21 protein-coding genes and 1 pseudogene are annotated in these 25,631 nt (G+C 62.5%); 11 read left to right on the top strand and 11 right to left on the bottom strand.

Translation table 11 applies throughout. The features are described 5' to 3' along the window. Positions 1-5: 5 nt before the first annotated feature. The 7 genes and pseudogenes from prmA to gcbA form a co-directional block, all read right to left on the bottom strand. A complete protein-coding gene (gene prmA / locus ACM6JM_RS03225) occupies positions 6-884 on the bottom strand; it encodes a 50S ribosomal protein L11 methyltransferase (RefSeq protein ID WP_007951025.1) in 879 nt (292 codons plus the stop codon). Between the two features lie 166 nt (positions 885-1,050). Continuing rightward, complete coding sequence (accC, locus tag ACM6JM_RS03220; protein WP_011332264.1) at positions 1,051-2,409, bottom strand: acetyl-CoA carboxylase biotin carboxylase subunit; 1,359 nt, start codon at positions 2,407-2,409, stop codon at positions 1,051-1,053. 17 nt (positions 2,410-2,426) lie between these two features. After that, complete coding sequence (gene accB / locus ACM6JM_RS03215; RefSeq protein ID WP_007951023.1) at positions 2,427-2,894, bottom strand: acetyl-CoA carboxylase biotin carboxyl carrier protein; 468 nt, start codon at positions 2,892-2,894, stop codon at positions 2,427-2,429. A 24-nt stretch (positions 2,895-2,918) separates the two neighbouring features. Beyond that, positions 2,919-3,374, bottom strand: a complete 456-nt coding sequence (gene aroQ / locus ACM6JM_RS03210) for a type II 3-dehydroquinate dehydratase (RefSeq protein WP_011332265.1) — start codon at positions 3,372-3,374, stop codon at positions 2,919-2,921. A 132-nt stretch (positions 3,375-3,506) separates the two neighbouring features. Beyond that, the gene (locus ACM6JM_RS03205; protein ID WP_414881324.1) at positions 3,507-5,264 is read right to left on the bottom strand and encodes a protein-disulfide reductase DsbD; all 1,758 of its coding nucleotides are present in this window, start codon (positions 5,262-5,264) and stop codon (positions 3,507-3,509) included. 58 nt (positions 5,265-5,322) lie between these two features. Continuing rightward, positions 5,323-5,829, bottom strand: a pseudogene (locus ACM6JM_RS03200) (methyl-accepting chemotaxis protein); the annotation flags it as partial. Positions 5,830-7,319: 1,490 nt separating this feature from the next. Then, the gene (gene gcbA, locus ACM6JM_RS03195) at positions 7,320-8,990 is read right to left on the bottom strand and encodes a diguanylate cyclase GcbA (RefSeq protein WP_064593235.1); all 1,671 of its coding nucleotides are present in this window, start codon (positions 8,988-8,990) and stop codon (positions 7,320-7,322) included. Positions 8,991-9,418: 428 nt separating this feature from the next. On the opposite strand from gcbA, the gene ACM6JM_RS03190 reads away from it, so the two are divergent. From ACM6JM_RS03190 to ACM6JM_RS03165, 6 genes are all read left to right on the top strand, one after another. Beyond that, positions 9,419-10,486, top strand: coding sequence for a DUF2333 family protein (locus ACM6JM_RS03190; protein WP_039772049.1), 1,068 nt, complete (start codon positions 9,419-9,421; stop codon positions 10,484-10,486). A gap of 3 nt (positions 10,487-10,489) precedes the next feature. Beyond that, entirely contained in the window at positions 10,490-11,047 is a 558-nt protein-coding gene (locus ACM6JM_RS03185; RefSeq protein WP_039772051.1) for an NUDIX hydrolase, read from the top strand. A 187-nt stretch (positions 11,048-11,234) separates the two neighbouring features. Continuing rightward, complete coding sequence (locus ACM6JM_RS03180) at positions 11,235-11,606, top strand: translation initiation factor Sui1 (RefSeq protein ID WP_007951016.1); 372 nt, start codon at positions 11,235-11,237, stop codon at positions 11,604-11,606. A gap of 218 nt (positions 11,607-11,824) precedes the next feature. Further along, positions 11,825-13,738 carry an arginine decarboxylase gene (gene speA / locus ACM6JM_RS03175; protein ID WP_039772053.1) on the top strand — a complete coding sequence of 638 codons (1,914 nt, stop codon included), beginning with the start codon at positions 11,825-11,827 and terminating at the stop codon, positions 13,736-13,738. Between the two features lie 232 nt (positions 13,739-13,970). Further along, the gene (locus tag ACM6JM_RS03170) at positions 13,971-15,320 is read left to right on the top strand and encodes a type VI secretion system Vgr family protein (protein WP_414881323.1); all 1,350 of its coding nucleotides are present in this window, start codon (positions 13,971-13,973) and stop codon (positions 15,318-15,320) included. Then, complete coding sequence (locus ACM6JM_RS03165) at positions 15,317-16,111, top strand: DUF4123 domain-containing protein (protein ID WP_039772951.1); 795 nt, start codon at positions 15,317-15,319, stop codon at positions 16,109-16,111. Before ACM6JM_RS03170 ends, ACM6JM_RS03165 begins: the two co-directional genes overlap by 4 nt. 9 nt (positions 16,112-16,120) lie before the next feature. Here the strand turns inward: ACM6JM_RS03165 and ACM6JM_RS03160 are convergent, their stop codons facing one another. Then, positions 16,121-17,470 (bottom strand): MATE family efflux transporter, encoded by a 1,350-nt coding sequence (locus ACM6JM_RS03160; protein ID WP_103387223.1) that lies wholly within the window; start codon positions 17,468-17,470, stop codon positions 16,121-16,123. A gap of 37 nt (positions 17,471-17,507) precedes the next feature. Then, positions 17,508-17,801: a hypothetical protein gene (locus ACM6JM_RS03155; RefSeq protein WP_007951010.1), complete on the bottom strand. Its 294-nt coding sequence runs from the start codon at positions 17,799-17,801 to the stop codon at positions 17,508-17,510. A 143-nt stretch (positions 17,802-17,944) separates the two neighbouring features. Between ACM6JM_RS03155 and ACM6JM_RS03150 the strand changes: the two genes are divergently transcribed. From ACM6JM_RS03150 to ACM6JM_RS03130, 5 genes are all read left to right on the top strand, one after another. Further along, on the top strand, positions 17,945-18,247 hold the full coding sequence (locus tag ACM6JM_RS03150) for a MazG-like family protein (RefSeq protein WP_007951009.1): 303 nt from the start codon (positions 17,945-17,947) through the stop codon (positions 18,245-18,247). Then, positions 18,247-18,996: a methyltransferase gene (locus ACM6JM_RS03145; RefSeq protein ID WP_039772509.1), complete on the top strand. Its 750-nt coding sequence runs from the start codon at positions 18,247-18,249 to the stop codon at positions 18,994-18,996. The genes ACM6JM_RS03150 and ACM6JM_RS03145 overlap by 1 nt, the downstream gene beginning before the upstream one ends. A gap of 12 nt (positions 18,997-19,008) precedes the next feature. Continuing rightward, on the top strand, positions 19,009-19,623 hold the full coding sequence (locus ACM6JM_RS03140) for a DUF4136 domain-containing protein (protein ID WP_039772508.1): 615 nt from the start codon (positions 19,009-19,011) through the stop codon (positions 19,621-19,623). A gap of 53 nt (positions 19,624-19,676) precedes the next feature. Next, positions 19,677-20,234: a DUF4136 domain-containing protein gene (locus ACM6JM_RS03135; RefSeq protein ID WP_414881322.1), complete on the top strand. Its 558-nt coding sequence runs from the start codon at positions 19,677-19,679 to the stop codon at positions 20,232-20,234. 150 nt (positions 20,235-20,384) lie between these two features. Further along, on the top strand, positions 20,385-22,382 hold the full coding sequence (locus ACM6JM_RS03130; RefSeq protein ID WP_414881321.1) for a pilus assembly protein TadG-related protein: 1,998 nt from the start codon (positions 20,385-20,387) through the stop codon (positions 22,380-22,382). Here the strand turns inward: ACM6JM_RS03130 and ACM6JM_RS03125 are convergent. Continuing rightward, positions 22,379-25,126: an ATP-binding protein gene (locus ACM6JM_RS03125; protein ID WP_414881320.1), complete on the bottom strand. Its 2,748-nt coding sequence runs from the start codon at positions 25,124-25,126 to the stop codon at positions 22,379-22,381. The genes ACM6JM_RS03130 and ACM6JM_RS03125 overlap by 4 nt on opposite strands. Next, positions 25,123-25,569, bottom strand: coding sequence for a TadE/TadG family type IV pilus assembly protein (locus tag ACM6JM_RS03120; protein WP_039772502.1), 447 nt, complete (start codon positions 25,567-25,569; stop codon positions 25,123-25,125). Before ACM6JM_RS03120 ends, ACM6JM_RS03125 begins: the two co-directional genes overlap by 4 nt. Positions 25,570-25,631: the final 62 nt, after the last annotated feature.

The following is a 25,631-nucleotide window of genomic DNA, read 5'->3' as shown; positions in this document are numbered from 1 at the left end:
TCATTCTAGCGCCGACGGCCGGTGATGCGCACCCAGCCATCGCGATTGGCGATCGGGTCGAGATCGAAGTCCTGCGCGTAGGCGGCAGCGACTTCGTCACCTTGTTCGGCGAGGATCCCGGACAGTGCCAGGCGCCCGCCGGATTTGACCAGACCGGACAGTTGCGGCGCCAGGGAAACCAGCGGACCGGCCAGAATGTTGGCCACCAGTACGTCGGCTTTGACCTGCGGCAGGTCTTCCGGCAGGTACAGCGGGAACAGTTCGTCCGCGATGTTGTTGCGCCCGGCGTTGTCGCGGGAGGCTTCGAGTGCCTGCACGTCAATGTCGGTGCCGACCGCTTCTTTCGCGCCGAGCAGCAGGGCGGCAATCGCCAGAATCCCCGAGCCGCAGCCGAAATCCAGCACGTTGCAGTCTTTCAGGTCCTGGCCGTCCAGCCATTCCAGGCACAGGGCGGTGGTCGGGTGGGTACCGGTACCGAACGCCAGGCCCGGGTCCAGCAGCAGGTTGACCGCGTCCGGCTCCGGTGCGGCGTGCCAGCTCGGCACGATCCACAGGCGCTGGCCGAAGCGCATCGGCTGGAAACCATCCATCCAGCTGCGTTCCCAGTCCTGGTCTTCGATCACTTCGCTGTGGTGCTCGGGCAGCGGGCTGCCGGTCAGCAGTTCCAGGTGGGCCAGTACCGGGGCGGCTTCGGTGCCGCCCTCGAACAGGGCCAGCAGGTGGGTGTGCGCCCACAGCGGGGTGGTATTGAGTTCCGGTTCGAAGATCGGCTGATCTTCGGCGTCCATGAAGGTCACCGAAACGGCGCCCACTTCAAGGAAAGCGTCTTCGTAGGTTTCGGCTTGTTCCGGGCTGATGGCGAGTCTTACTTGCAGCCAAGGCATGGCGGGCACCTGTGAAAAAGATTGATTGCAGCCTAGCGGCCTGCGAGAAGCGCGCAAGTTTACGCGAGCGCGACGGTTTTGTGGGAGCGGGGAATGTGTGAGCAGATGAAACCTTCGGAAACAACAAAGCCGCCCGAAGGCGGCCTTGTCTGGTGCGGGCTGAAGCTTAGTGCTTCTCGCCAGCCAGCTTGTGCTCGAGGTAGTGAATGTTCACGCCCCCTTTGCAGAAGCCTTCGTCGCGGGTCAGATCACGGTGCAGCGGGATGTTGGTCTTGATCCCGTCGACCACGATTTCGTCCAGGGCATTGCGCATGCGGGCCATGGCTTCGTCGCGGGTCGCGCCGTAAGTGATCAGCTTGCCGATCAGCGAGTCGTAGTTCGGCGGAACGGCATAACCGCTGTACAGGTGCGAATCGACGCGAACGCCGTTGCCGCCTGGTGCGTGGAAATGCTTGACCGTACCCGGGCTCGGCATGAAGGTTTTCGGGTCTTCGGCGTTGATCCGACATTCCAGCGAGTGACCGCGGATCACCACATCATCCTGGGTATACGACAGCTTGTTGCCAGCGGCGATGCTGAGCATCTCCTTGACGATGTCGATACCGGTGACCATTTCCGAAACCGGGTGCTCCACCTGAACACGGGTGTTCATTTCGATGAAGTAGAAACGACCGTTCTCGTACAGGAACTCGAAGGTGCCGGCGCCACGGTAGCCGATGTCGATGCACGCCTTGACGCAGCGAGCCAGGACTTCCTTGCGCGCGTTCTCGTCGATGCCCGGTGCCGGCGCTTCCTCGAGAACCTTCTGGTGACGGCGTTGCAGCGAGCAATCGCGGTCGCCCAGATGGATGGCATTGCCCTGGCCGTCGGACAGAACCTGCACTTCGACGTGACGCGGGTTGGTCAGGAATTTTTCCAGATAGACCATCGGGTTGCCGAACGCCGCGCCAGCTTCGGAGCGGGTCAGTTTGGCCGAGGCGATCAGGTCTTCTTCCTTGTGCACCACGCGCATGCCGCGACCACCACCGCCGCCGGCGGCCTTGATGATCACCGGATAGCCGACTTCACGACCGATGCGCAGCGCCGTTTCCTCGTCTTCCGGCAGCGGGCCGTCGGAACCTGGAACGGTTGGCACGCCCGCTTCGATCATCGCGTGCTTGGCCGATACCTTGTCGCCCATCAGGCGAATGGTTTCGGCTTTCGGACCGATGAAGGCGAAGCCGGAGTTCTCGACCTGCTCGGCAAAGTCGGCGTTTTCCGCGAGGAAACCGTAGCCTGGGTGAATGGCGGTAGCGCCAGTCACTTCAGCGGCCGCAATGATTGCCGGGATGTGCAGGTAGGAGTGCGCGGCAGAAGCCGGGCCGATGCAGACGGATTCGTCTGCCAGACCCAGGTGCATCAGCTCTTTGTCGGCCTTGGAGTAAACGGCGACGGTCTTGATGCCCATCTCTTTGCAGGCACGCAGAATCCGCAGGGCGATCTCACCGCGGTTAGCGATCAGAACTTTTTCCAACTTCGCAGTCATCAAAGGCTCTCCGCAGTTCAAACGATGGTGAACAGCGGTTGGTCGTACTCAACCGGCTGGCCGTCTTCGACGAGGATGGACTCGATCACACCGCTGGTTTCAGCTTCGATGTGGTTCATCATCTTCATGGCTTCGACGATGCACAGGGTGTCGCCTTTCTTCACGGTCTGGCCGACTTCAACGAAGGACGGCGAGGTTGGCGAAGATTTGCGATAGAAGGTGCCGACCATCGGCGAACGGGCAACGGTGCCGTTCAGCGCTGGAGCAGCAGCGGCAGCTGGAGCTGCGGCAGCAGCAACCGGAGCGGCAGCGGCGGCAGGTGCAGCGGCCGGAGCCTGCATCGGAGCCGGAGCGTAGTACTGCTGCGCCGGGGTCTTGCTGTGACGGCTGATGCGTACGGACTCTTCGCCTTCCTTGATCTCGAGTTCGTCGATGCCGGACTCTTCCAGCAATTCGATCAGTTTCTTAACTTTACGGATATCCATGAATCATCAACTCCCAAGGGTCGGTCAGGGGCGTTTAGCTTGGTGTTCAAGCTGCTCTAGTGCAGCCTCCAGGGCCAGTCGATAACCGCTGGCGCCAAGGCCGCAGATCACTCCTACCGCTACGTCGGAGAAGTAGGAGTGATGGCGGAAAGGTTCGCGTTTGTGCACGTTGGACAAATGCACTTCGATGAATGGGATGCTCACTCCCAGCAGCGCGTCACGTAATGCGACACTTGTGTGTGTAAATGCTGCCGGGTTGATCAGAATGAAGTCCACGCCCTCGCCGCGTGCGGCGTGGATGCGATCGATCAATTCGTACTCGGCGTTGCTTTGCAGATACAGCAGATGATGGCCGGCTTCACGGGCGCGGCGTTCCAGATCCTGATTGATCTGCGCCAGGGTGGTCGACCCGTAGGTCCCGGGTTCCCGGGTGCCGAGCAGGTTCAGGTTGGGGCCGTGCAGCACCAGTAGCGTTGCCATCTGCGTGTTCCTTGTTATGGGTGAGCCTTCGTCAGAACCCGGCGACTATGCCGCAAAGACTTTGTGACTGTCCAGTTCTCTGCAATAGCCAGCACGATGTCCGATGTTTGCGCAAAATATGTGACTGACTGATTAAATCCGGTCATTCGCTTTGGCGACACGTTCGGCGAAGTCGCTGGCGTTGATCTCACCGATCACCCGCACATCGCGACGTTCCACCCCGTCCTTGCCGAAGAACATCAGCGCCGGTGGGCCGAACAGGCTGTAGCGGTCGAGCAGGGTGCGCTGTTCGGCGTTGCTGGCGGTGATGTCGAAGCGGATCAGCCGATAGCCCTTGAGCCGATCCACGACTGTGGCGTCATTGAGTACTTCGTGTTCGATGACTTTGCAGCTGATGCACCAGTCGGCGTACCAGTCGAGCAGCAGCGGGGTGCCGGCGGTTTTCGCTTCGAGCAGTACCCGATCCAGTTCCGCCGGGGTGCTGACGGTCTGCCACGAACCGCTGTTTTGCGCGGTCGAGCCGCTGTCGGCAAGGCGTGCCGGGGCTATTGGATTCAACGGGTCGGTCTGCCCGCTGAACGCGCCGTACCAGCAGGCCAGTGCATAAAACAGCAGGAACATGCCGAGCAACTGGCCGAGACGTTTGCGTGGTGGTTTGTAGACGAATTCCAGAGCGCCGAGGAACAGGCCGACACCGCCGGCCAGCAAGCCGATCAGCAGCAACGTGATCTGCCCCGGCAATACCCGGCTGAGCAAACCGATCGCCAGCCCGAGCAGCAACACGCCGATGCCGTTCTTCACGTACATCATCCACGGCCCGCTTTTCGGCAGCCACGCTGCGCCGCCGGTGGCCACCAACAGCAGCGGCGCGCCCATGCCCAGGCCGAGCATGAACAGCTTCAGGCCGCCGCCCAGCGCGTCGCCGCTGGCGCTTATATAAAGCAGCGCGCCGGCCAGCGGTGCGGAAACGCACGGCGATACCAGCAAACTCGACACCACACCCAACACCGCCGCGCCCCAAAGTGAGCCGCCTTCAGTGCGCCCGGCAATCCGGTCGAGGCGGCTGCTGATGAAGTGCGGCAGTTTCAGCTCGAATACGCCGAACATCGCCAGCGCGAACACCGCAAAGAACATCGCGAACGGCACCAGCACCCACGCCGATTGCAGCCGTGCCTGCAGATTCAGTTGCGCGCCGAACAGCCCCATCAAGGCCCCCAGCAGCGCGAAGCACGCGGCCATCGGCAGCACATAAGCCAGGGACAGATTGAAGCCACGCAAACCGCCGACCTGCCCGCGCAACACCACACCGGACAGGATCGGCAGCATCGGCAATACACAAGGCGTGAAGGTCAGGCCCAGGCCCGCCAGGAAAAACAGCGCCAGATCACGCCAGTCCCAGCCTGCTACCGGCGCGGACGCACCACTTGGCGCTGCGTTGCCCTCGATGCTCAGGCGTTCGGTTTCCGGTGGATAGCACAAGCCCTTGTCGGCACAGCCCTGATAGGTGACGGCCAGCGTGAACGCTCGGGAATCATTGCGCGGCAGTTCTACATCGAGAATGCCGTGGTAGACCTCGACGTCGCCGAAATACTCGTCGTGTTTCTGTTCGCCTTGCGGCAGTTGTGCGGCGCCGAGTTTCACCTCTGCAGGCTCGGCACGAAACTGGAAGCGATGCCGGTAGAGGTAATAGCCTTCGGAGGCGACGAAGCGCAGTTTGACCGATTGCGGTGTGCTCTCGACCAGGCTCAGTTGAAAGGCTTCGCGCACCGGCAGGAAATCGGCGCTGTTGTTGACCGAGCCCAGCGTGGCGCTGGGTTTGCTGTCGAACAGACCGGCGGCGCCGGCCGGCAGGGCGAAGACGAAAAACAGCAGGCAGAGCAGGCGGCGCATGACAATCTCGCGAATCAAAGGTGCGGGAATGATAGCGGACTTGGCCCTGCGCTGTGTGTCACACGCGGAACGCCTGCACGGCGGTGTGCAGCTGACCGCCCAGCAACAGCAGGTTCTCGCCTTGCTCGCGACCCTGGCCAATACGCAGCAGATTGTCCCCGCCCAATTGGTGAATCCGCTCGCTGTGATCGCGGATCTCGCTGACCGCGCCGCTCTGTTGCGCGGTGATCTCGGCAATGCGGATCGCAGTGTCGGAGATGGTCTGGATCGCGCCGACAATCCTGTCCAGCGCACCATCCGCCGATTGCGCCTGATTGGCCGTGGCCTCGGCGTGTTCGACCTGGGCGCGCATGCCCTCGACCGATTGCCGGGCGGCGGTTTGCAGGCCGGCGATCAGGGTCTGGATTTCGGCGGTGGCGCCGGCGGTGCGTTGCGCCAGCGAGCGCACTTCCTCGGCCACCACGGCGAATCCGCGACCCATTTCCCCGGCGCGGGCGGCTTCGATCGCCGCGTTGAGCGCCAGCAGGTTGGTCTGGTCGGCAATCGAGCGGATCACCGTCAGCACGCCGCCGATGGTCGCCGACTCTTCGGCCAGGTGTTCGATCATTTGCGCATTGCCCTGCACTTCGCCAACCAGCGCGTGCAGGCCGGTGAGACTCTGGCCGATCACCTGTTGACCGTGTTCGACGGCCAGTCCGGCATGGCGGCTGGCATCGGCAGCCTGGCGCGCATCGCCGGCCACCTGCTGGATGGTCGCTTCCAGTTCGCCGAGGGAATCACGGATCAGCGCGGTATCGCCGGCCTGATGTTCGGCACCGCTGTGCAAGTCATTGCTCAGCTCGGCGAGGGTGCGGCTGCTGCCGGCCACTTGCTCGGCATTGCCGCGAATGGTCCCGACCAGATCCACCAGATAGGCGCGCAGGCGATTGAGCGAGGCTTCGATGTCGTGCAATTCGCGGTTGGTCTTGCTCAGATGAATGTCGCGACTAAAGTCGCCTTCGGCCCAGGTCGACAGCGCCGGGGCAAGGTTGGTCAAAGTGCGGGCCAGGCGCCGCTGCAGAGTATCGATCAGCAGTGCGATCAGCAGAATCAGACCGATCATCACGCCTTGCATCAGCCGCACTTCGCCCTGGATCTGCCCATGCTGGGCGCGTACCACCGGTTCGAGGCCGGCGATGGCTTGCTGTACGGCGGCGATTTTCTGGTGGGTCGCGGTGCTCAGGTCGGTGCGTTTCTGGATCTGCTCGCGGGTGCGCGCCAGCTCCGCCGGGTAACGGCCGAGCAAACTGTTGAGCTCGCGTTTGAGGCCGACGCCGGCGTCTTCGGCAGCGGCTTTTTCCGTGCTTTCGATGCCCATCAGCGCGGCGAAGTCGTCGCTGCCGGACTCACTGCTGGCGACCACACCGAGCAAGGGCAGGGCATCGATCGTTTGGGCCTGGGCGCGGATGTTGCTGACTTCGCGCTCGACATCGGCGGCCAGTTCACTGCGTCCGCTGCTGACCAGCTTGTCCCGGGCCAGCGACAGTTTGCCCAGATGTTGAGAGGCAATCAGCAGGGGTGTCAGGTAGGTCGCGTTGCCGCCGGCGTAGGTGCTGAGTTGGTCGAGACTGGCGCTCAATTCGCGTTCGGCCTGCAACAGCAGGGCCTGCGGATCGCCGGCCAGTTTGCCGGCGGCCAGCAGGTCGGTCTTGCTGAATTCATCGAGGCCGGTGAGGCTCGGGCGCAAGGTGTCGGCCAGCGCGGGCGGCAGCTCGTCGAGTTCTTTCTGCAACTGATCGATGGCCTGGCTGGCGCTGCTCAGGCGCAGGGCGTCGCCGCTGGCGAGGTAATCCCCGACGTTGCGTGCCACGTCATTCTGAAATTGCTGCGACAGCCCCAGGTAACGCTCCATCAACAGATACGGGCGTTCCAGGGCTTTTTGCGACCACCACAGCGTGGCGCCGAGGGCCACGCAGACGGCGACCAGCAACAGAGTATTGAGATTGGTGAGCAACTTCAGGCGCATGACGGCTACCAACGGCAGAATGGTAAGCGCCTGAATTTATTGCGGTTCTGTTACAGGGTTATGACCGATTGGGGCGATTCCGATGAAAAAGTGGCACTTTGCTTTGAGTCGCGAGCAGTCTGCACCCGATTGCGTCCTTCGCCCTTGGCGCGGTACAGCGCCTCGTCGGCCTGGCTGGCCATCATCAAGCTGTCGGAGTCGTCGTGCATCTCCACCACCCCGGCGCTGAAGGTGCACCACAGATCCTGTGGCTGGGCCGGGTAGTGGATCTCGGCAAAGCGCTGGCGGATTTCGTCGAGCACTTTGTGCGCCGCTTCTATATCGGTGTCGGGCATGACGATGGCGAATTCCTCGCCGCCGTAACGGCCGATGAAGTCGGTCTTGCGCAGACGCTGCTTGAGGAACAGCGCCAGGCTCTTGATTACCCGGTCGCCCATGGGGTGACCGTGGCTGTCGTTGACCCGCTTGAAGTGGTCGATGTCGAGCATGGCAAAGCTCAACGGCTTGTTCTCGCGGCGGGCGCGGAACGAGCAGTCTTCGAGCAATTGCAGAATGTGCGTGTGGTTGTACAGGCCGGTGAGGCTGTCGCGGACCATCCGTGCCTTGAGATTGCGCGCACGGGCGGCGCGGTTGCGCACGGTGGTGATCAGGTGGCGCGGCTTGATTGGCTTGGTCAGGAAGTCGTCGCCGCCCTCGCTCATGGCGTCGAGCTGCTTGTCCAGATCGTCTTCGGCCGACAGGTAAATGATCGGCACGCTGACGTAACGATCGTTGTGGCGGATAACCTTGGCCAGCTCGGTGCCGGTGCAGGCCGGCATGTACATGTCGAGGATGATCAGGTCCGGCTGGAAGTCCGCCAGCTCGGCCATGGCCTGGATCGGTTCGATCAGGGTGCGGGTGACGATCCCTGCGCTGTTGAGCAGGCGCTCGGTGTGCAGGGCCTGGGCGCGGGAGTCGTCGATGATCAGCACTTTATAGGGCTCGTACTGGGCGACGCAGGTCAGGACTTCGATCTTCTCCAGCAGGCTCGACGCTTCGAGGGTGCCGGTGAGGAATTCCTGGCCACCGGCGCGCACCGCCGCGAGGCGGGTCGGGGTGTCGGTTTCGTGCAAGCTGAAGAACAGCAGCGGCAGCGGTTCTTCCAGACCTTGCTGGGCTTCGGCGGCAAGCTTCAGACCGACGCCGGCACCGCTGAAATCCACGTCCATGACAATCGCGGCCGGCAGGCGCTCGACCATCGAGGAGCGAAACGCCGACACACTGTCCAGCGCCTGAGCGCTCAGACCGAAAAACTCCAGCTGCTTGGCCAGCCGCTCGGCGCGGTCGTGATCCTGCAGCATCACGTAGATCGGTTTGCGCAGGGGCGGCAGGAAGGTCTGATCGAGCTGATCGCCATGGCGCAGCCCGGTGCGCGACAAGCGCTGCATCAGACGGTTGAGATCGGTGATCAGGCCGCTGCTCAGGCGTCCGCGATTGGCGTCCACCGCTTCCAGCGACTGGCTGATGTGGCGGGCCAGCTGCGTGTGTTCGGGCTGTTCGAAACGCTCGGCAAAACGCAGCAGGCGCAGATTGGCCTCGCTCAGTTCGGCGAGATCGGCAGTGGACCACTCACTGCGTTGCAGGCGCTGCCATATCTCAAGAATCTGACGTGCCTGATGAATTACCCGCTGGGCAAAGTGGTGCTTGAGGCGCTCACGGCTGGGGTCTTCTGGCTCGGTCATATCCTGACTACTAGTTAGGGTGCATGCTGAGATCGACTGGTGGCTCTATGCTAGCACCTCTTTTCCCTTACATGAGTGTCGTACGTCAATAATCTGCGGTACAACATCATTCAGTTTCTGACTGCCGGGTTTCAATTTGAACCTGATCGTCCGGGAAGTCCCCATCTACCGGGCATTTGCCAATCTGCGCAACCATGAATTTACTGGAGCGCGGGGAAGGGATGGCAGGGTCTTTGTGCTGTCCCGTTGCGGGTATCGGCAGCGCAATGGCGATGAATTCGCTATCGGGGAATCCCTTAGGGCGGTCTGTCCCGGCCTTGTGTCGGGTGGCGAGGCAGCGCCTGTCAATATTGACGGGTGCCCGGTCGAGGCACGTTGTTGTATGGTTGTGGTCGAACCGTTGAACCCAAGATTGAAAGGATATCGCCATGCTGGACTGGAAGAACCGCGCGGGCAGCGCGCCTGAACGTGCCGCCGAGCCCAAGTCGGCCGCCCGCAGCTATGTCGGCGGGCTGTTGTTCAGCCGGGCGCTGGCCACGCTGGTTGCCATTTACCTGTTGGTGACCATCGGCCTGGGCTGGTACTGGAGCCAGGAGCCGGCATTGTTTCCCGTGGCGCAGAACGCTCAGGTTGCCGCCGAGAAAGAGGGCAAGCAGATGGTGGTCGGCTACACCACCGTCGAAACCCTGAAAACCGTTGCCGGCACTTTGCTCGACAAGCCGGGCGGCTACATTTCCAACGACCGTTTCCCGCCTGGCCTGTGGATGGACAATATGCCGAGCTGGGAATACGGCGTGCTGGTGCAGGTTCGCGATTTGACCCGTGCCCTGCGCAAGGACTTCGCCCGCTCGCAGTCGCAATCGGCTGAAGACGCCGACCTGGCCAAGGCCGAGCCGCGCTTCAACTTCGACAACAAGAGCTGGATCCTGCCGTCGAGCGAGTCGGAATATCAGGAAGGCATCAACTCCCTGAGCCGTTATCAGGCGCGCCTGTCCGACCCGACCCAGAAAAACGCGCTGTTCTACGCCCGCGCCGACAACCTGAACAACTGGCTGGGTGATGTCGGCACCCGTCTCGGGTCGCTGTCGCAACGTTTGTCGGCCAGCGTTGGCCGGGTCAAGCTCAACACCGCGCTGAAAACCGAAGTGCCGGCGGTGGGTGAAGTGCCGCAGGTCGATGAGGAAGTCGTCGAGACCCCATGGATGCAGATCGACAACGTGTTCTACGAAGCCCGTGGCCAGGCCTGGGCGCTGTCGCACTTGCTGCGCGCGATCGAAGTCGATTTCGCCGACGTGCTGGCGAAGAAGAACGCGACCGTCAGCGTGCGTCAGATCATCCGCGAACTGGAAGCCTCCCAGGAGCCGATCTGGAGCCCGATGATCCTCAATGGCAGCGGTTTCGGTGTGCTGGCCAACCACTCGCTGGTCATGGCCAACTACATTTCCCGGGCCAACGCCGCCGTGATCGATTTGCGTCAACTGCTCAATCAGGGCTGAGTCATGGACGAGAGCGCCAGAGAGGCGGCCCACCGCGCCGCCTCGGATGCCGAACAGATCGCCTGGGTAGACGAGCAGGACAACCTGCTCGGCGCCCTGGTGCGTTCTGACCTGCGAGAACGCGGACTGATCGGCCGTGGTACCTACATCATGCTGTTCAACTCCGCCGGTGAACTCTGCGTGCATCGGCGCACGTTGAGCAAAGCCATTTATCCCGGTTACTGGGACGTGGCGGCGGGCGGCATGGTGCAGGCAGACGAGACCTACGCCGAGTCGGCGGCCCGTGAGCTGGAAGAAGAGCTGGGCGTGAGTGGCGTAGAGCTGACGGCCCACGACCATTTCTACTTCGAAGACACCGGCAATCGCCTGTGGTGTTCGGCGTTTTCGGCAGTGTGGGATGGCCCGTTGATCCTGCAGCCGGAAGAGGTGCTCGAAGCGCGTTTCATTCCGGTCGAACAGGTCATGCAGGAAATCCGGCAAAAGCCTTATTGCCCGGACTCTCTGGCAGCCTTGAAACGTTATCTGAAGGCTCAGCAAAGCAACGTCGCAAAGAACACATAAATTGGCGCCGATTGGCACTTAGCAATCGGCGTTTTTGCCGTTACACTGCGCGACCTTTTCAAGCTGCACCGGCCTGCTTTTATTGAAGAACCGGTGCAGTAGCGCTGCCCCTGCCTGAGTGGGGCTTCGCGGTCGATAGCCTTGCCCAAGGCTGCGATCAGTCTTTGTCCTCCCGAGAGGATTGCCGGTGGCCAAAAAAGCCGCATCCTTCGCCGCCCTGGGCGGCCTGGTATTTTCCACCGACGCAGGTCGTCATTGCCCGGAATGCAGCAAGCCGGTGGACGCCTGTATCTGCAAGCAAACCGTGATCCCCGCCGGCGACGGCATTGCCCGTGTGCGCCGCGAGAGCAAGGGGCGTGGCGGCAAAACGGTGACCACTATCACCGGCGTGCCTCTGGCCGAAGACGCACTCAAGGAGCTGGCGACAACGTTGAAGAAGCGTTGCGGCACCGGCGGTGCGTTGAAAGACGGGATCATCGAGATCCAGGGCGACCATGTCGAGCTGCTCCTGGCCGAGTTGGTCAAGCACGGCTTCAAAGCGAAGAAGTCCGGCGGCTAGCAGCCTCTGTGAAACCCACCGGCGGCTTGATTCAGCTCCAGAGTCCCTGGGCCTGACGTCGTTTCCATGGTTTTCACAGAGCCTGTTCATGACCGGTTTCTAAACTCAACGCTGTCAGCGCGGTCTACCGCCCCGCTGACGAACCGTCATTTTCATTCTTTAGACTGCGCCGGCCTGCGATCAGGCGACGCACTATGACTTCTTTATAGGGGACTTCGATGTCCGTACGACGCACACGCAAAGACGATGGCAGCCAATGGACAGTTGCGGACAGCCGCAGTGTTTACGGGATTCGCCATTGGGGGGCCGGGTATTTCGCGATCAATGACGCCGGTCGCGTCGAAGTTCGTCCGAACGGCCCGAGCAGCTCGCCTATCGATCTGTTCGAACAAGTCGACCAACTGCGCAAGAGTGGCTTGTCCCTGCCGCTGCTGGTGCGTTTTCCCGACATCCTGCAAGACCGCGTCCGTCAGCTGACCGGCGCTTTCGATGCGAACATCGAGCGTCTGGAATACCAGAGCAAATACACCGCGCTGTACCCGATCAAGGTCAACCAGCAGGAAGCGGTGATCGAGAACATCATCGCCACCCAGAACGTTTCGATCGGTCTGGAAGCCGGCTCCAAGCCCGAGCTGCTGGCCGTGCTGGCGCTGGCGCCGAAGGGCGGCACCATCGTCTGCAACGGTTACAAGGACCGCGAGTTCATCCGTCTGGCGCTGATGGGCCAGAAGCTCGGCCACAATGTATTCATCGTGATCGAGAAGGAGTCCGAAGTCGGTCTGGTGATCGAAGAAGCGGCTTCGCTGAAGGTCAAGCCACAGGTCGGCCTGCGCGTGCGTCTGTCGTCGCTGGCGTCGTCGAAGTGGGCGGACACCGGTGGCGAGAAGTCCAAGTTCGGTCTGTCGGCGGCGCAACTGCTATCGGTGGTCGAGCGTTTCCGCGCGGCCGGCCTGGATCAGGGCATCCGCCTGCTGCACTTCCACATGGGTTCGCAGATCGCCAACCTCGCTGACTACCAGCACGGCTTCAAGGAGGCGATCCGTTACTACGGCGAGCTGCGCAACCTCGGTCTGCCGGTCGATCACATCGACGTCGGCGGCGGTCTGGGTGTGGACTACGACGGTACCCACTCGCGCAACGCCAGTTCGATCAACTACGACATGGACGACTACGCCGGTGTCGTGGTCGGCATGCTCAAGGAGTTCTGCGATGCGCAGGCGCTGCCGCATCCGCACATCTTCTCCGAAAGCGGTCGTTCGCTGACCGCGCACCACGCGATGCTGGTGGTGCAGGTGACCGACGTCGAGAAACACAACGACGAAATCCCGCTGATCGAGAACAAGGAAGCACTGCCGGAAACCGTGCAGTGGCTGGTTGACCTGCTGGGCCCGACCGACATCGAAATGGTCACCGAAACCTACTGGCGCGCCACCCACTATATGAGCGACGTGGCCGCCCAGTACGCCGACGGCAAACTGACCCTGGCCGAGAAAGCCCTGGCTGAACAGTGCTACTTCGCGGTGTGCCGTCGCCTGCACAACTCGCTGAAGGCACGTCAGCGTTCGCACCGTCAGGTGCTGGACGAACTCAACGACAAGCTGGCCGACAAGTACATCTGCAACTTCTCGGTGTTCCAGAGCCTTCCGGACACCTGGGCGATCGATCAGGTGCTGCCGATCATCCCGCTGCACCGTCTCGATGAGGAGCCGCTGCGTCGTGCCGTTCTGCAAGACCTGACCTGCGACTCCGACGGCAAGATCAACCAGTATGTCGACGAGCAGAGCATCGAGACCAGCCTGCCGGTGCATGCGCTGAACGAAGGTGAAGATTACCTGCTGGGGGTGTTCCTGGTCGGCGCCTATCAGGAAATTCTCGGCGACATGCACAACCTGTTCGGTGACACCGACTCGGTGAACATCTATCAGAACGCCGATGGCAGCGTGTATCACGCCGGCATTGAAACCCACGACACCATCGAAGACATGCTGCGTTACGTGCACCTGTCGCCGGAAGAGCTGATGACCCACTACCGCGACAAGTGCGCCAGTGCCCGCATCAGCGCCAGCGAGCGCACTCAGTTCCTCGATGCGTTGCGCCTGGGTCTGACCCGCTCTTCCTACCTGTCTTCCTGAGGCCAGGTTCCGCTTTCATCTGGTTGTCTGAAATTGTTCCGCCCACCGTGGACGTTTCAGATAACCGGGTGAGACGCTTCTTTTTCTCTTCGCGAAACGGCCTGCTTCCAGGCCAGCAAAGTGACGTCGTCTGCTTTTCGCGTAGGTCATTTCCGAATTTGTAGTTCGGCTCTCTACTCGGCCATGGGTCTCGGCGAGAATCCCCGCCCGCCCCCCTGTAGAGAATCCCCCCATGTTCGATCCAGCCGACGAGCCGTCGTTTCGTCTCGATGTAGCGGGCCTGTCCGACTCGCTTGAAGTCTTGGCATTTACGGGTTGCGAAGCCATCAGCGAGCCTTTTGCGTTCGAAGTCGATGTGCTGGTCGATGATCCGCACCTGGACCTGGCCGGACTGATGTATCGATCGGCGCACCTGTGTTTCGGGCCTTGTGGCAATGGTGTTCACGGACAGTTGCACAGCCTTGTCCAGCATGAGCAAGGACGCGGCGCCCGGTTGTGCCGGGCGCGGCTGGGGCCGCGGTTGAGCTGTCTGGGCCTGCGCTACAGCCAACGCATCTTCAGTGACCGCTCGGTACCGCAGATTCTTGATCAGGTACTCAGAGAGCACGGCATCAGTGGCAACTGGCGCCGGTTCGATCTGCAAGGTGTGTATCCGCCCCGGACATTCTGCACCCAGTACGGCGAGTCGGATCTGCAACTGGTGCAACGGTTGTGTGGGCAGGCACGCATTCACTATCACTTCGAACATGGGAGCCGGGGGCATTGCCTGGTGTTCGGGGATGACCCGGCCCTACTGCCACGCGCCGGAAACCTGCGATGCGAGAGCGAGGATGGAGAGCCGTCGCCGACAGTGAGCCGCTGGCAACTGGGCGAACATGTGCGGCTGAACGCAGAATGCTCGCGGCGCACACGTACGGCGCAGGGGCATTCCGATTCGCCAACCCTGCGCAGTGGTCACTGGTTGACGATTTCCGGCCAGCCCCTGGCAGACGTCAATGCGCACTGGCTGGTGAGCCGAATCGAGCATCGGGCCGATCAGTCACTCGAGCCGCCCTACAGCAACAGGATTTTTGCCGCTGACCAGTTGTCGGTGCCCAAGTCATCCATTGACCACCAGGGGGCGCGCATGTGCAGCCCGCAGCGTGCGTGGGTAGTGTCGGTCGAGGAAGAGCAACCTGATGCCGTGCGGCCGGTGGCCGTTCAGTTCGACTGGCTTTATCAGGGCGAAGGTGCCCGCCCCAGCCACTGCTGGTTGCCGCTGGCTCCGGCGTTGGCCGATACGCCGATGGCATCATTCAAGGACGGGGTAGAGGTGGTGGTGAGCTTTCTGGAAGGTGACCCAGAGCAACCCGTGATCAGTGGCGTCCTGCAGGTTCCGGCACTCACCGAAGCCATCGAGGATGATCCACCGTCAGCACTGCCCGAGCGTCTGGAAAGCGCGGGCCTGCCTCAATGGTTGAAAGCGGCCGAGCCTTTGTTGTTGCTGTGCCTGATACCGGGGGGCGGCAGTTATCGCCATTGCGCGGCGTCACTGTGCAGCTGTCGATTGGTCGCCGGGCTCAAAACGAGCGACGGAAGATGAGCGTCGCGGCCCCCGGGCAACATGCGCAGTGGTTGTTGCTGGACATCGCACAGGCACCCCAGGCAGTGAAGGTCTTACGCCAGGGATTCTCCAGTGTGCACAGCCTGCAGCTGTTTGACGGTACCGAGTTTCAGCCGGTCAGTGAGCAAGGACCATGGCTGATCGACCTGCGTGATTGCCCGGCGCTATCGGCGCTCTGCCACACCGATCCCATGACCTGGCAAGGGCTGCTGCTGGGCAGCGAGGTCTCGGCGCAGACACTGCGCGAACACTTGCAGCGGATGCTGACCGTGTCCATCGGCCTCAATCACCGGGCACTGCTCAATTTCTACAATCGGCAGACCGCCAGCTACTTTTTCGATGCCTGCGATGCCCGGCAACTGAGCTGCTGGCTCGGGCCGATCGGATGGCTGCGCTGGTTCGGCGGCACGTGGGCCGATCTGGCTGCTGGCAGTCAGGGCTGGCAGCAACTGCGCAATCCGGGGCTGGCCGTGGAGCCCCTGCGCATCGAGCAAAGCCTGACCCGTCAACAGCGAGAACGATTGCATCGTTGCCTGCTGGATCAGCATGTCTGGCGCTGGAGTCAGGCGACGGGAAACAACTTTCGGCTGATATCAGCCTTTCAGGAACAAGGTCTGGCGCTGGGCTTCAGCGAGCAGACGCTGCTGGACGACTGGTTGTGGCTGCGTTTGCTGCATCCGCGTGCCGAGCTGATGCCGCTGCCGCAAGGTTTGACTCCGCGAGAACGACTCGAACTGTTGCGTCGGCGCTGGCTGAACGATCCGTCATGAAGCATCGCTTCAGTGAGCGGCACCGTTGAACCAGCCATCGGTGCGTCGCAGCCACCACGCCAGTCCCCCGAGAGTCAGGCTGCGCAGCACCATGAACAACAGGAACGAAATCCACAGGCCGTGATTGCCCAGACCTTGCAGCGCCCAAGCGACAGGCAGCAGCAGGATCACGGTCGCCAGCATGCCGTTGCGCATTTCCCGGGCGCGGGTGGCGCCGATGAACAGGCCGTCGAGCAAGTAGCTCCAGACCGCGATCAACGGCAGCACGGCCAGGTAGGGCAGGTAAATGAACGCGGTTTCGCGCACGCTCTGGATGTCGGTCTGCATTTCGATGAACAGGTGGCCGGCCAACAGAAACAGCGCGGCAAAGCCCAGGCTCGCCAGCAACGACCAGCCGCCGGCAACCACCAGCGAACGGCGCAGGGCCAGACGATCACGGGCGCCGATGGCGTGGCCGCACAGGGCTTCGACGGCGTGGGCCAGTCCGTCCAGTGCGTGGGCGGTCAGCAGCAGGCCGTTGAGCAGCAGCGCATTGGCCGCGACCGTGGCATCGCCGAGTCGCGCGCCCTGCACGGTGATCAGGAAAAACACCGATTGCAGAGCCAGGCTGCGGATGAAAATGTCGCGGTTGACCGCCAACAGCGGACGCCAGCTCTGCCAGACTTTCAGAGCAGCCCAGGCGATGTGACCGGGATAAGCGCGCAAGGCTCTGCGAGTCATCCACAGGCCGAGCAGGGCGCCGCTCCATTCGGCGATTACCGATGCGCGGGCCGAACCGACCACGCCCCAGTCCAGGCCGATGACGAACCACAGGTTGAGCACGATGTTGATCAGGTTGGTGCTCAGCAGAATCGCCAGCGGCGCCCGGGCGTTCTGGGTGCCGAGGAACCAGCCGACCAGCGCATAACTGGCCAGCGCCGCCGGCAGCCCGAACAGGCGGGTGTGGAAGAAGTCACGGGTCAGCTGATCCAGCTCCGCCGACGGTTGCATGAAGTGCAGCGCGACCCCGCTCAGTGGTACGCCCAGCGCTCCGAGCAGCAGCGCCAGCCCCATCGCCAGCAGCAGGCCTTGAAGCAATATCTGCCGCAAGGCCGCGCCGTCGCTGCGCCCGGCGGCCTGGGCGGCGAAACCGGTGGTGCCCATGCGCAGAAAACCCATGGCCCAGGCCAGAAAGGTGTACAGGCTGGCGCCAACCGCCACAGCGCCCAGTTGATGAGCGTGGGGCAGGTGACCGATGACGGTGCTGTCGACCAGCGCCACCAGCGGCACGGAAATGTTGGAGAGGATCATGGGGGCGGCGAGGGCCCAGACCCGGTGATGGGTCGGGCGGTCGCGCCAGTCGGCGATCAGGTTGGACATGCGGGCTCCTTGGGGAGCGGCATTGTAACGGGAGGCGTCAGTGAATGATCCAGCTCAGCAGCCACAATCCCAGCAGCAACCAGATGATCCCGGCGATGATCGAGGCATTCATGAATGCGCGGATCGCCGACCACAACAGCATCAGGCCGACGATCAGCGCGATGATGCTGATGATCGACGTGTCCATGCCCAGCGCCTTCGACAGCCCGTCGACAAAGTTGCCCCCGGCGTTGCCCAGCAGATTGAACAGGCCGCTGAGGCCATCGACGATGAAGCGGATGATCGAGCCGAGCGCCTGGCCCAGCCATTCGAAAAAGCTTTCTACCTGCATGTCTGTTTCCTGATGAAAGAGCTGAGCCTTGGGCCGCAGCCGGTGCGGTCGAGTTCCCTGCAAGCATAGAGGGTTTTAACGGGCGACTGGCGCTTGCCTTCGCTCCGCATCCCCCCGAAGCTATACGCCTTCAGGAGAGCCCGATGAACCTTGTTGAACTGACCGAACGCCTGCACGCCATTCGCGACCGCAATGACTGGCGGCAATTTCACAGCCCGAAAAACCTGGCCATGGCCGCCAGCGTGGAAATGTCCGAGCTGGTGGAAATCTTCCAGTGGCTGACCGAAGACCAGTCCCGCCAATTGCCGGCGGACAAACTCGCCCACGCCGGGCAGGAAGTCGGTGACATCGTCCTTTATCTGTTGCTGCTGTGCAGCGAACTGGGGCTGGACATGAATGAAGTGGTGCGCAGCAAACTCGCCGACAGCGAACGGCGGTTCAGCTGATGAGCGACCGTCATTTCGATCAGCTGGCGACCCGTTTCGCCGAAAAAATCTACGGTGGCGCCAAAGGCGCGATCCGCCTCGCCGTGTTGCAGGCCGACCTCGCCGAAGCCTTACCGGATCGTCCGTTGCGGGTGCTGGATATCGGTGGCGGCCTGGGCCACATGTCGCTGTGGCTGGCCGAGCGCGGGCACCAGGTGACCTTCACCGAGCCGGCCGAACCGATGCTCGAAGGCGCCCGCCAGCGCTTTGCCGAAGCCGGGCAAAGCGCGACGTTCATTCAGGCGCCCTGGCAGGAACTGCTCGGCCAGCTCACTGAACCCTACGATCTGGTGCTGTGCCATGCGGTGCTGGAATGGCTGGCCGAGCCCCACGCGATTCTGCCGGTGCTGCATCAGTTGACCAAGCCTGGCGGCTGGCTGTCGCTGGCGTTCTACAACCGCGATGCGCTGATTTACCGGAACCTGCTCAAAGGCCATTTCAAGAAAATGCGCAGGAACGACCTGGCCGGCGAAAAGCAGAGCCTGACCCCGCAGCAGCCACTCGATCCACGGGAACTGGCGACGCAACTCGCCGGGTTGTGGCAGGTCGAAACCCAGAGCGGGGTGCGGGTTTTCCACGATTACATGCCGATGGAATTCCAGGCCCGCGCCGAGTTGATTGATTTGCTCGAGATGGAGCTCGCCCACCGTCGTCACCCAAGCTTCGCCGGGCTTGGGCGCTACTTGCACTGGATCTGCCGGCCGATCTGATCGGAGCGAGATATGAAAGGTCATTCAGGGTTACTGCTGATCTGTCTGGGGTTGGCCGCCTGCCAGGGCAGCAACCCTTATGTGGCGCAGTCGCGACCGTTGCCGCCGGCCCCACCGCAAGCGGCGACCACCTTCGACCGCAGCGCTTATCCTGCGCCGCCACGGGATTACGGGCGCTATCGCAGCTGGGCATGGCTCAACGGTCAACTCCCACCGGGCACGGCCTGGGCGGATTCGGCGCAAGTGGCCGAAGCCGTCAGCAGTGCGCTGGACCAGCGCGGTCTGCGCCCGCTGCATGACAACCGCCCGGCCGATCTGCTGGTCAGTGCCAACCTGAGCCTGGAAACCCGCCTGCGTCAGGTGCAGGACGATTACGGTTACTACGGCGGCGGATACGGCGGTTATGACCGTTACGGCCGCGGTTACGGGATGTACAACACGGTGCCGATCGTTCGGACCTATCAGGAACAGGTCGTGGTGGTGCGGGTCGATCTGTTCGACGCCGGCAGTGGTCAGCCGGTCTGGAGCGCCAGCGCCGAAACCGGCACCCAGGGCACGCAAAGTGATCGCACCGATGCGATTCGGGAGGCTGTCGAAAAGGCCATGTCGGCGTATCCTCCCGGTTAGCCTTCTGCAAATGAAGGCGCCCTCAGGTTCATGTCTTCCACCGGAGAAAAACCATGTTCCGCCGTCTTGCTTTACTGGTCGTGGCCGCGCTGCTCAGTGCCTGCGCCTCGAACCAGGTCAATCATGATTTCGACGCCAGCCGCGACTTTGCCGCTTACCGCAGCTGGAGCTGGAAAGACCCCGCCCTGCAATACCGCCCCGATGATCCACGGATCAAGAGCGACCTGACCGAACAACGCATCCGCCAGGCCGTCGCCGACCAACTGGATCAGCGGGGCCTGCGCCCTGCCGCCTCGGGCACCCGAGGTGATTTGAATGTGCAGACCTACCTGATCGTCGAGGACCGCCAGCAACAGGTGACCACCAACTACGGCGGCGGTTGGGGTGGCCCGTGGAACGGTTACTGGGGCGCGCCGATGTACAACGAAACCCGCAACATCACCTACAAGGTGGCGACCATTCAGGTCGATCTGCTCGACGGCAAGGACGGCAAACTGGTGTGGCGCGGCAGCGACGAGCAAATACTCAGCCGCACGCCGAACCCGGCGGATCGCAGCAATGCCATCCGTGAAACCGTGGCGCGGATTCTGTCCAACTATCCACCGCGTTGAGTCTGTTGAAAAAGTACGGGAGCCAAATGGCTCCCGTTTTTTATGGGCGGGTGAAAATGGCGCGTTGCCAGCAGTGTTGCCTGCGCCTGTCTACACTCATACCCATCCATGGAGGTTGCGCCCGGCCGTGCGCCGGCAAAGGAGTGCGCCATGTCGCGTCATTCGCAGTGCAGGGGGCCAGCCCGGCAGCGGGGAGCCATCGGCCTGATGGCGGCCGCCACCCTCAGCCTGGCGCTGGTCCTGATGCTGCTGGTCGTGGACAGCGGCCGCTTGTACATGGAACAACGCAAACTGCAGCGCCTGGTGGACACCGCCGCCCTCGAAGCCGTCAGCCGTGGCGGCAATTGCCTGCCGGGGCTCACCGCCGCCAGTTACGCCGGGCAAAGCGCGACACGCAACGGGTTTGTCGCCAATGCCAACAACGTGCTCGTAATCGATTGCGGAAAGTTGGCGACAGCCGCCACCGGTCTGCGCACTTTTACGGTGGACGCCACGCAATCAGAGGCGGTCAAGGTCGCGGCCAACCGTACCGTCACCACCAGTTTCGCCGGCGGTGTGCAGGCGTTGTTCAGTGGCACACCCGTCAGTCTCAACACCGTGCTTTACGCTTCGGCGGTGGCGGCCAAACCCAAGCCGACCGTCGCTCAGTTGAACATCCGCAGTAACCTGACCAGCATCAGCACCGCGCAATCGAACATCCTCAATCCACTGTTTTCCGGGCTGCTTGGCGGTAACGTCAACCTGACAGCCTTGGGCTGGGAAAGCCTGCTCAACACTGACATCAACCTGCTTGGCTACCTGAATCAACTGGCGATCAACCTCAACGTGGCTGCGGGCAATTACAGCCAGTTGCTCAATACCCAGGCCACGGTGACGCAACTGATCCAGGCCGCGATTACGGCGGTCCAGCTCAACGGCGCCACTGCTGAAGTGATTACCGCGCTGGGCCAACTGCAAGTGGCGGCGATCAATGCCGCGCCGGTCAAGCTCGGCGACATCCTGCAATTGCAGACCGGCACCACGGCCGCCGGGCTGGATGCCAATCTGCAGTTGCTGCAACTGGTCCAGGGCGTGATTCAACTGGCCAACAGCAAAAGTGCGGTGGCCGCGACCCTGCCGATCAGCGTGCTGGGGCTGGCGAATGTCACGGTGCGGGTCAAAGTCATCGAGCCGCCGCAGTTTTCCGCCATTGGCGATCCGGCACTGGCCAGGGCCAATCCCACCGGGCCGAACCGGATCTATGTGCGCACCGCGCAGATTCGCACGCTGCTTTCGGTGAATCTGCCGGTGTTATCCGGGGTGACCGGGTTGGCCAACGCGGTACTCGGACTGGTTGGCACACTGACACCGACCCTCAATGCACTGTTGAGCCTTAATCTGGTCGCCACACTGAATTCGGCCGGCTGCCTGCTCGGTGCCGGTTGTGAGCAACTGGACCCGAAGCTGTTGCCCTCGCCGCAGATCGACATCACCCTGGACGCCGGTGGTGCCGTCAGTTATGTCACCGATTACAGTTGTCCGACCGGCAACGCCGGCACCAAAAGCCTGACGGCCCGCACCATGACCTCGATTGCCGATCTCAAACTGGGCAGGATCGACCCGACCAACGCCTTCTCTTCTGCCGCCCAACCCACCGTTACACCCTTGCCGCTGGTGGATCTGGGTACGGTGACCTGCCACAAGATTCTGGGGATCGGCAGCTGTGACCCGAGTACTCATGTGCCATATGGCGCCGGCGGCATTGCGATCATGGTCAACACCAGCGTGGCGCAGAACACCCAGAACCTGGTGTTTTCCAGCGGTAATCCGTTCGCCACACCGCCCAACCTGAAACTGCCGCCAAGCGTGATTGCTGCCGCGCCCTCAACCAACATAGTCAACAGCCTGGCAACCACCCTCGCCGGGATCAATCTGATCGTCTACAAACCCCAAGGCAGCAACCCGCTGGGGGCGATTGTCACCGGCGTCGCCAGCCTGATCAGTGATGTCACGACGATCCTGCAACCGGTGATCACCAATCTGGTGAGTCCGCTGCTGGATCCGCTGCTGAACAATTTGCTTAAGGGGCTGGGGATCAACCTGATGGATGTGGATGTCGGCGCCAACATGACCTGTGGCCAGACCGGCAAGGCCTATCTGGTGATCTAGTCGTCAGGGGCGATCGGCAGTTCGATGCAGAACCGTGCACCGTCCGCCGAGTTGCGCACGCTCAAGTGCCCGCCCATGTTCTCGATGATCCCGTAACTCACTGATAGTCCCAGGCCGGTGCCGACGCCCACCGGTTTGGTGGTGAAGAACGGTTCGAAAATCCGCTCCAGCAGACGCGGGTCGATACCGCCGCCGTTGTCTTCGACCCACAGTCGCACGTTCTGCTCGTCGCGTTCGGCGTAGATCGAAATCCACGGCTTGAATGCTGAATCGGACTCGCGTTTGCCCAGCAGCGCATCCCGGGCGTTGACCATCAGGTTGATCAACACCTGTTCAAGCTGATCGACGTACCCGCGCACCTGAACCTCGAATGCGGTTTCACTGATGCGCAGATCCACGCCTTTGCCGCGCATGCCTTCGGCCAGCAGCGACAGCGTGCCTTCGATGGCGCTGGCCGGGTTGAACAGCTGCTGCTCGATCTCGGAGCGGCGACCGAACACCCGCATGTGGTCCACCACTTTCGCGGCGCGCTGCACCTGGGCGTCGATGCGATTGAGTTTGTCGGTCAGGTAATCGATCTGCGCATCGCCGTTGCTCAGGCGCTTCCGTACGTTGACGATGGCCATGCGCATGACGTTCAGCGGCTGATTGATTTCGTGGGCCAGGCCGGTGGCCATTTCGCCAAGGGTGGCCATTTTTGCGCTTTGCGTGAGCTGCTGTTGAGAGCGGCGCACTTCGGTGTTGTCACGGCCAACGGCTTGTACTTCGATCAATTTTCCGTGCTCATCGAACACGCCGCGATCCGACCACACCCACCACGCATGTTCGCGCCCCGGTAATTGCAGGTTGATTTCGGCGGTGCTGACGGGGGATTGCGGAGTCAGCTGCGCCAGGCGCTCAACGAAGGCCGCGCGCTGAACGTCGGACATCCAGCTGCCCAGATCGACCCCGGCCAGGGCTTCGGGGGCGCATTCCAGATAGGTCGCCAGCGGCCGGTTGCCGAACGTCAGGATCAGATCCGGGCGATAGCGGCAGATCATCGCCGGCGAGTCCTCGACCAGAATCCGGTAGCGTTCCTCGCTCTGTCTGACCTGCTCGGCGGCCAGCGTCGCTTCGGTGACGTCCAGCCACAAACCGACGGCCTCCACCGGCAGACCGAGGTCATTGCGCAACAGCCGGGCTTCGTCGAGCAGCCAGTGATAATCGCCGCGACTGTCGCGCATCCGATAGCGGGCGCGCACCGAACCTTCGCGCAGCAGTTGCCGGGTTCGCTCGAAATACAGGGTACGGTCATCCGGGTGAATCCGCTCTGCCAGCGCACTGGCATCGCAGTCTTCCAGGCTCCAGCCCAGCAGCGGTTGCAGGCTGGCGCTGAAAAACGCCGGCAGCAAGGCGCCTTCGGCGTAGTGCTGGACATAAATCACCGCCGGCGAACTGGCGATCAGGTTGTCCAGCCGCGCATGGGCCGCAGCGGCCAGTTGCTGCTGGTTCTTGATGTCGCTGATGTCGAGCATGAAACCCACCAGCCGCCGGTGCTCGCCGGTGCCGGTGACCTGACCCTGAAGGCGATACCACGCTGGCGTCTGGCTGGCATCGCGAGGCTGCAGGCGCACGCACAGGTCGAGGATTTCCCCTTGCATCTGCAGGGCTTGCAGCCGGCTGCGGACTTCTTCGCGATCGGCGGGATGGATCAGGCTCAGCCAAGCCTCGAGCGTCAGCGTCGAGCTGACCTGTTGCAGGATGGCGGCCAGCGTCGGGGCCAGTTGAATCTGCTCGCTATGGCTGATTTCCCACCAGCCTGTGCCAAGCATTGTCTGCAACGACTCCAGCCGTTCCAGTTGCAGTTGATGCTGCTGCTCGCGCAAGCGACCGAGCAGGGGCCCGGCCAGGGCGCCCGCCAGCATCAGCCAGTCGCGATCGGCCAGATACGGCGCGGTCTTGTCCACCGCGTAAAAACCGCAGAGCAGCCACGCCATCACGCCCCGATCATCGCTGTAGGGCACGGCAAAACCTTCGGCATTGCCGAACAGGCCCTGGACCCTTGAGTGTTCGTACTGGCCGTAGTGCGCACCCAGGCGCTGCGGGCCGGTGCCATTGAGGCTGTCGAGTGGCGTGCCCAGACGCTGGCCGTCATGCCACAGCGCCGGGGCGTCATGGGCGTGGAACTGCTGATGGATCTGCCAGCCCTGTTCCTGCTCATCGAGCAGGGCGAGTGCCAGGCACGGGATCTGCCAGCGCTGGGCGATCACCTGCAATTGTTCGCTGACGAGCATCGGCAACCGTCCCAGGCTGCAGCTGCGCAACTGTTTGCTGATCTGCTCGGCGAGCATGTGGCACGCCTCGCGCTGATGCGCTTGCTGGCGTTCGGACAACAGGTCGGCAATGTCGATCAGTTGCAGCAGCCAGCCATCGCCCAGCGGCTGGACCCAGCCGCGCAGGTGCAAGGTCTGGTCGCCAAGGCCGGGGAAATCCAGATCCAGCAGTTGGCCTTGCCAGTCTTGCGGGCGGCCCTCGATCGCCAGCGTGCAGTGCGCCAGCAGGTAGTCGTGCAACGGCAACGGTTTGTCGCGGGGCGTCTGTTGCGCCAGCAGCAGGCGCAGCGGGCCGGCCATTTGCAACACGCCGCCGTCGCTGTCGAGGTGGATGTGCAGGCCCGTCAACGGGGTCCCGAGCACGTCCGGCAAATCGCTGGCGACCATACTTCGCTTGAGCAGGCGGCCGAGCAGGTTGTCACCCGGAGTCAAAATTTCAGGCTCGAAATGGCGGTCAGGTTGGCGGGCAGGCTGGGGACAGCGCCGACGCCCGGCAACACCAGAAAGGGGATGACCTGATTGAGCTTGCTCACCGGGTAATTGACGCTGACGGTGAGCGTGCCCTGGGCCGGGTCGTAGACCGTTGACGTGTCCGTGCCGACCACCACGTTCAGCGACGACGGCAGCGCCGACAATTGCTGGGTCAACGCGGCATTCGCAGTGCTGACCAGCACGCTTGCATAGTTGGGAACCGCGGGATCGACCGCCACGGCGCGGCGGATGGCTTCGGCGGTGACCTGGTTGAACGTCTGCATCAGCACGAACGGCAAGCTGTAGCTGACGAGGCCATAAAACACCGCGAAAAAGATCACGAACACCAAGGCGAATTCAATCGCCACCGCGCCTTTTTGCGCCTTCCGAGAGCCGGTTTTCATCCGTGCGTCTACCCTGACAGTCACTGCGTAGTATCAGCATAGAATCATTCAGCAAAAACGGA

It is taken from the genome of Pseudomonas sp. IT-P2, from assembly GCF_949767575.1.
Taxonomy (GTDB): domain Bacteria; phylum Pseudomonadota; class Gammaproteobacteria; order Pseudomonadales; family Pseudomonadaceae; genus Aquipseudomonas; species Aquipseudomonas pharyngis.
Note: the sequence above shows the minus strand (reverse complement) of the source record. Positions and strands in the feature narration are given on the sequence as shown.

Bases quoted from the DNA above. Each gene is read 5' to 3' on its own strand.
- prmA (WP_007951025.1), bottom strand. From the start codon at position 884: ATGCCTTGGCTGCAAGTAAGACTCGCCATCAGCCCGGAACAAGCCGAA.
- accC (WP_011332264.1), bottom strand. From the start codon at position 2,409: ATGACTGCGAAGTTGGAAAAAGTTCTGATCGCTAACCGCGGTGAGATC.
- accB (WP_007951023.1), bottom strand. From the start codon at position 2,894: ATGGATATCCGTAAAGTTAAGAAACTGATCGAATTGCTGGAAGAGTCC.
- aroQ (WP_011332265.1), bottom strand. From the start codon at position 3,374: ATGGCAACGCTACTGGTGCTGCACGGCCCCAACCTGAACCTGCTCGGC.
- ACM6JM_RS03205 (WP_414881324.1), bottom strand. From the start codon at position 5,264: ATGCGCCGCCTGCTCTGCCTGCTGTTTTTCGTCTTCGCCCTGCCGGCC.
- gcbA (WP_064593235.1), bottom strand. From the start codon at position 8,990: ATGACCGAGCCAGAAGACCCCAGCCGTGAGCGCCTCAAGCACCACTTT.
- ACM6JM_RS03190 (WP_039772049.1), top strand. From the start codon at position 9,419: ATGCTGGACTGGAAGAACCGCGCGGGCAGCGCGCCTGAACGTGCCGCC.
- ACM6JM_RS03185 (WP_039772051.1), top strand. From the start codon at position 10,490: ATGGACGAGAGCGCCAGAGAGGCGGCCCACCGCGCCGCCTCGGATGCC.
- speA (WP_039772053.1), top strand. From the start codon at position 11,825: ATGTCCGTACGACGCACACGCAAAGACGATGGCAGCCAATGGACAGTT.
- ACM6JM_RS03170 (WP_414881323.1), top strand. From the start codon at position 13,971: ATGTTCGATCCAGCCGACGAGCCGTCGTTTCGTCTCGATGTAGCGGGC.
- ACM6JM_RS03165 (WP_039772951.1), top strand. From the start codon at position 15,317: ATGAGCGTCGCGGCCCCCGGGCAACATGCGCAGTGGTTGTTGCTGGAC.
- ACM6JM_RS03160 (WP_103387223.1), bottom strand. From the start codon at position 17,470: ATGTCCAACCTGATCGCCGACTGGCGCGACCGCCCGACCCATCACCGG.
- ACM6JM_RS03155 (WP_007951010.1), bottom strand. From the start codon at position 17,801: ATGCAGGTAGAAAGCTTTTTCGAATGGCTGGGCCAGGCGCTCGGCTCG.
- ACM6JM_RS03150 (WP_007951009.1), top strand. From the start codon at position 17,945: ATGAACCTTGTTGAACTGACCGAACGCCTGCACGCCATTCGCGACCGC.
- ACM6JM_RS03145 (WP_039772509.1), top strand. From the start codon at position 18,247: ATGAGCGACCGTCATTTCGATCAGCTGGCGACCCGTTTCGCCGAAAAA.
- ACM6JM_RS03140 (WP_039772508.1), top strand. From the start codon at position 19,009: ATGAAAGGTCATTCAGGGTTACTGCTGATCTGTCTGGGGTTGGCCGCC.
- ACM6JM_RS03135 (WP_414881322.1), top strand. From the start codon at position 19,677: ATGTTCCGCCGTCTTGCTTTACTGGTCGTGGCCGCGCTGCTCAGTGCC.
- ACM6JM_RS03130 (WP_414881321.1), top strand. From the start codon at position 20,385: ATGTCGCGTCATTCGCAGTGCAGGGGGCCAGCCCGGCAGCGGGGAGCC.
- ACM6JM_RS03120 (WP_039772502.1), bottom strand. From the start codon at position 25,569: ATGAAAACCGGCTCTCGGAAGGCGCAAAAAGGCGCGGTGGCGATTGAA.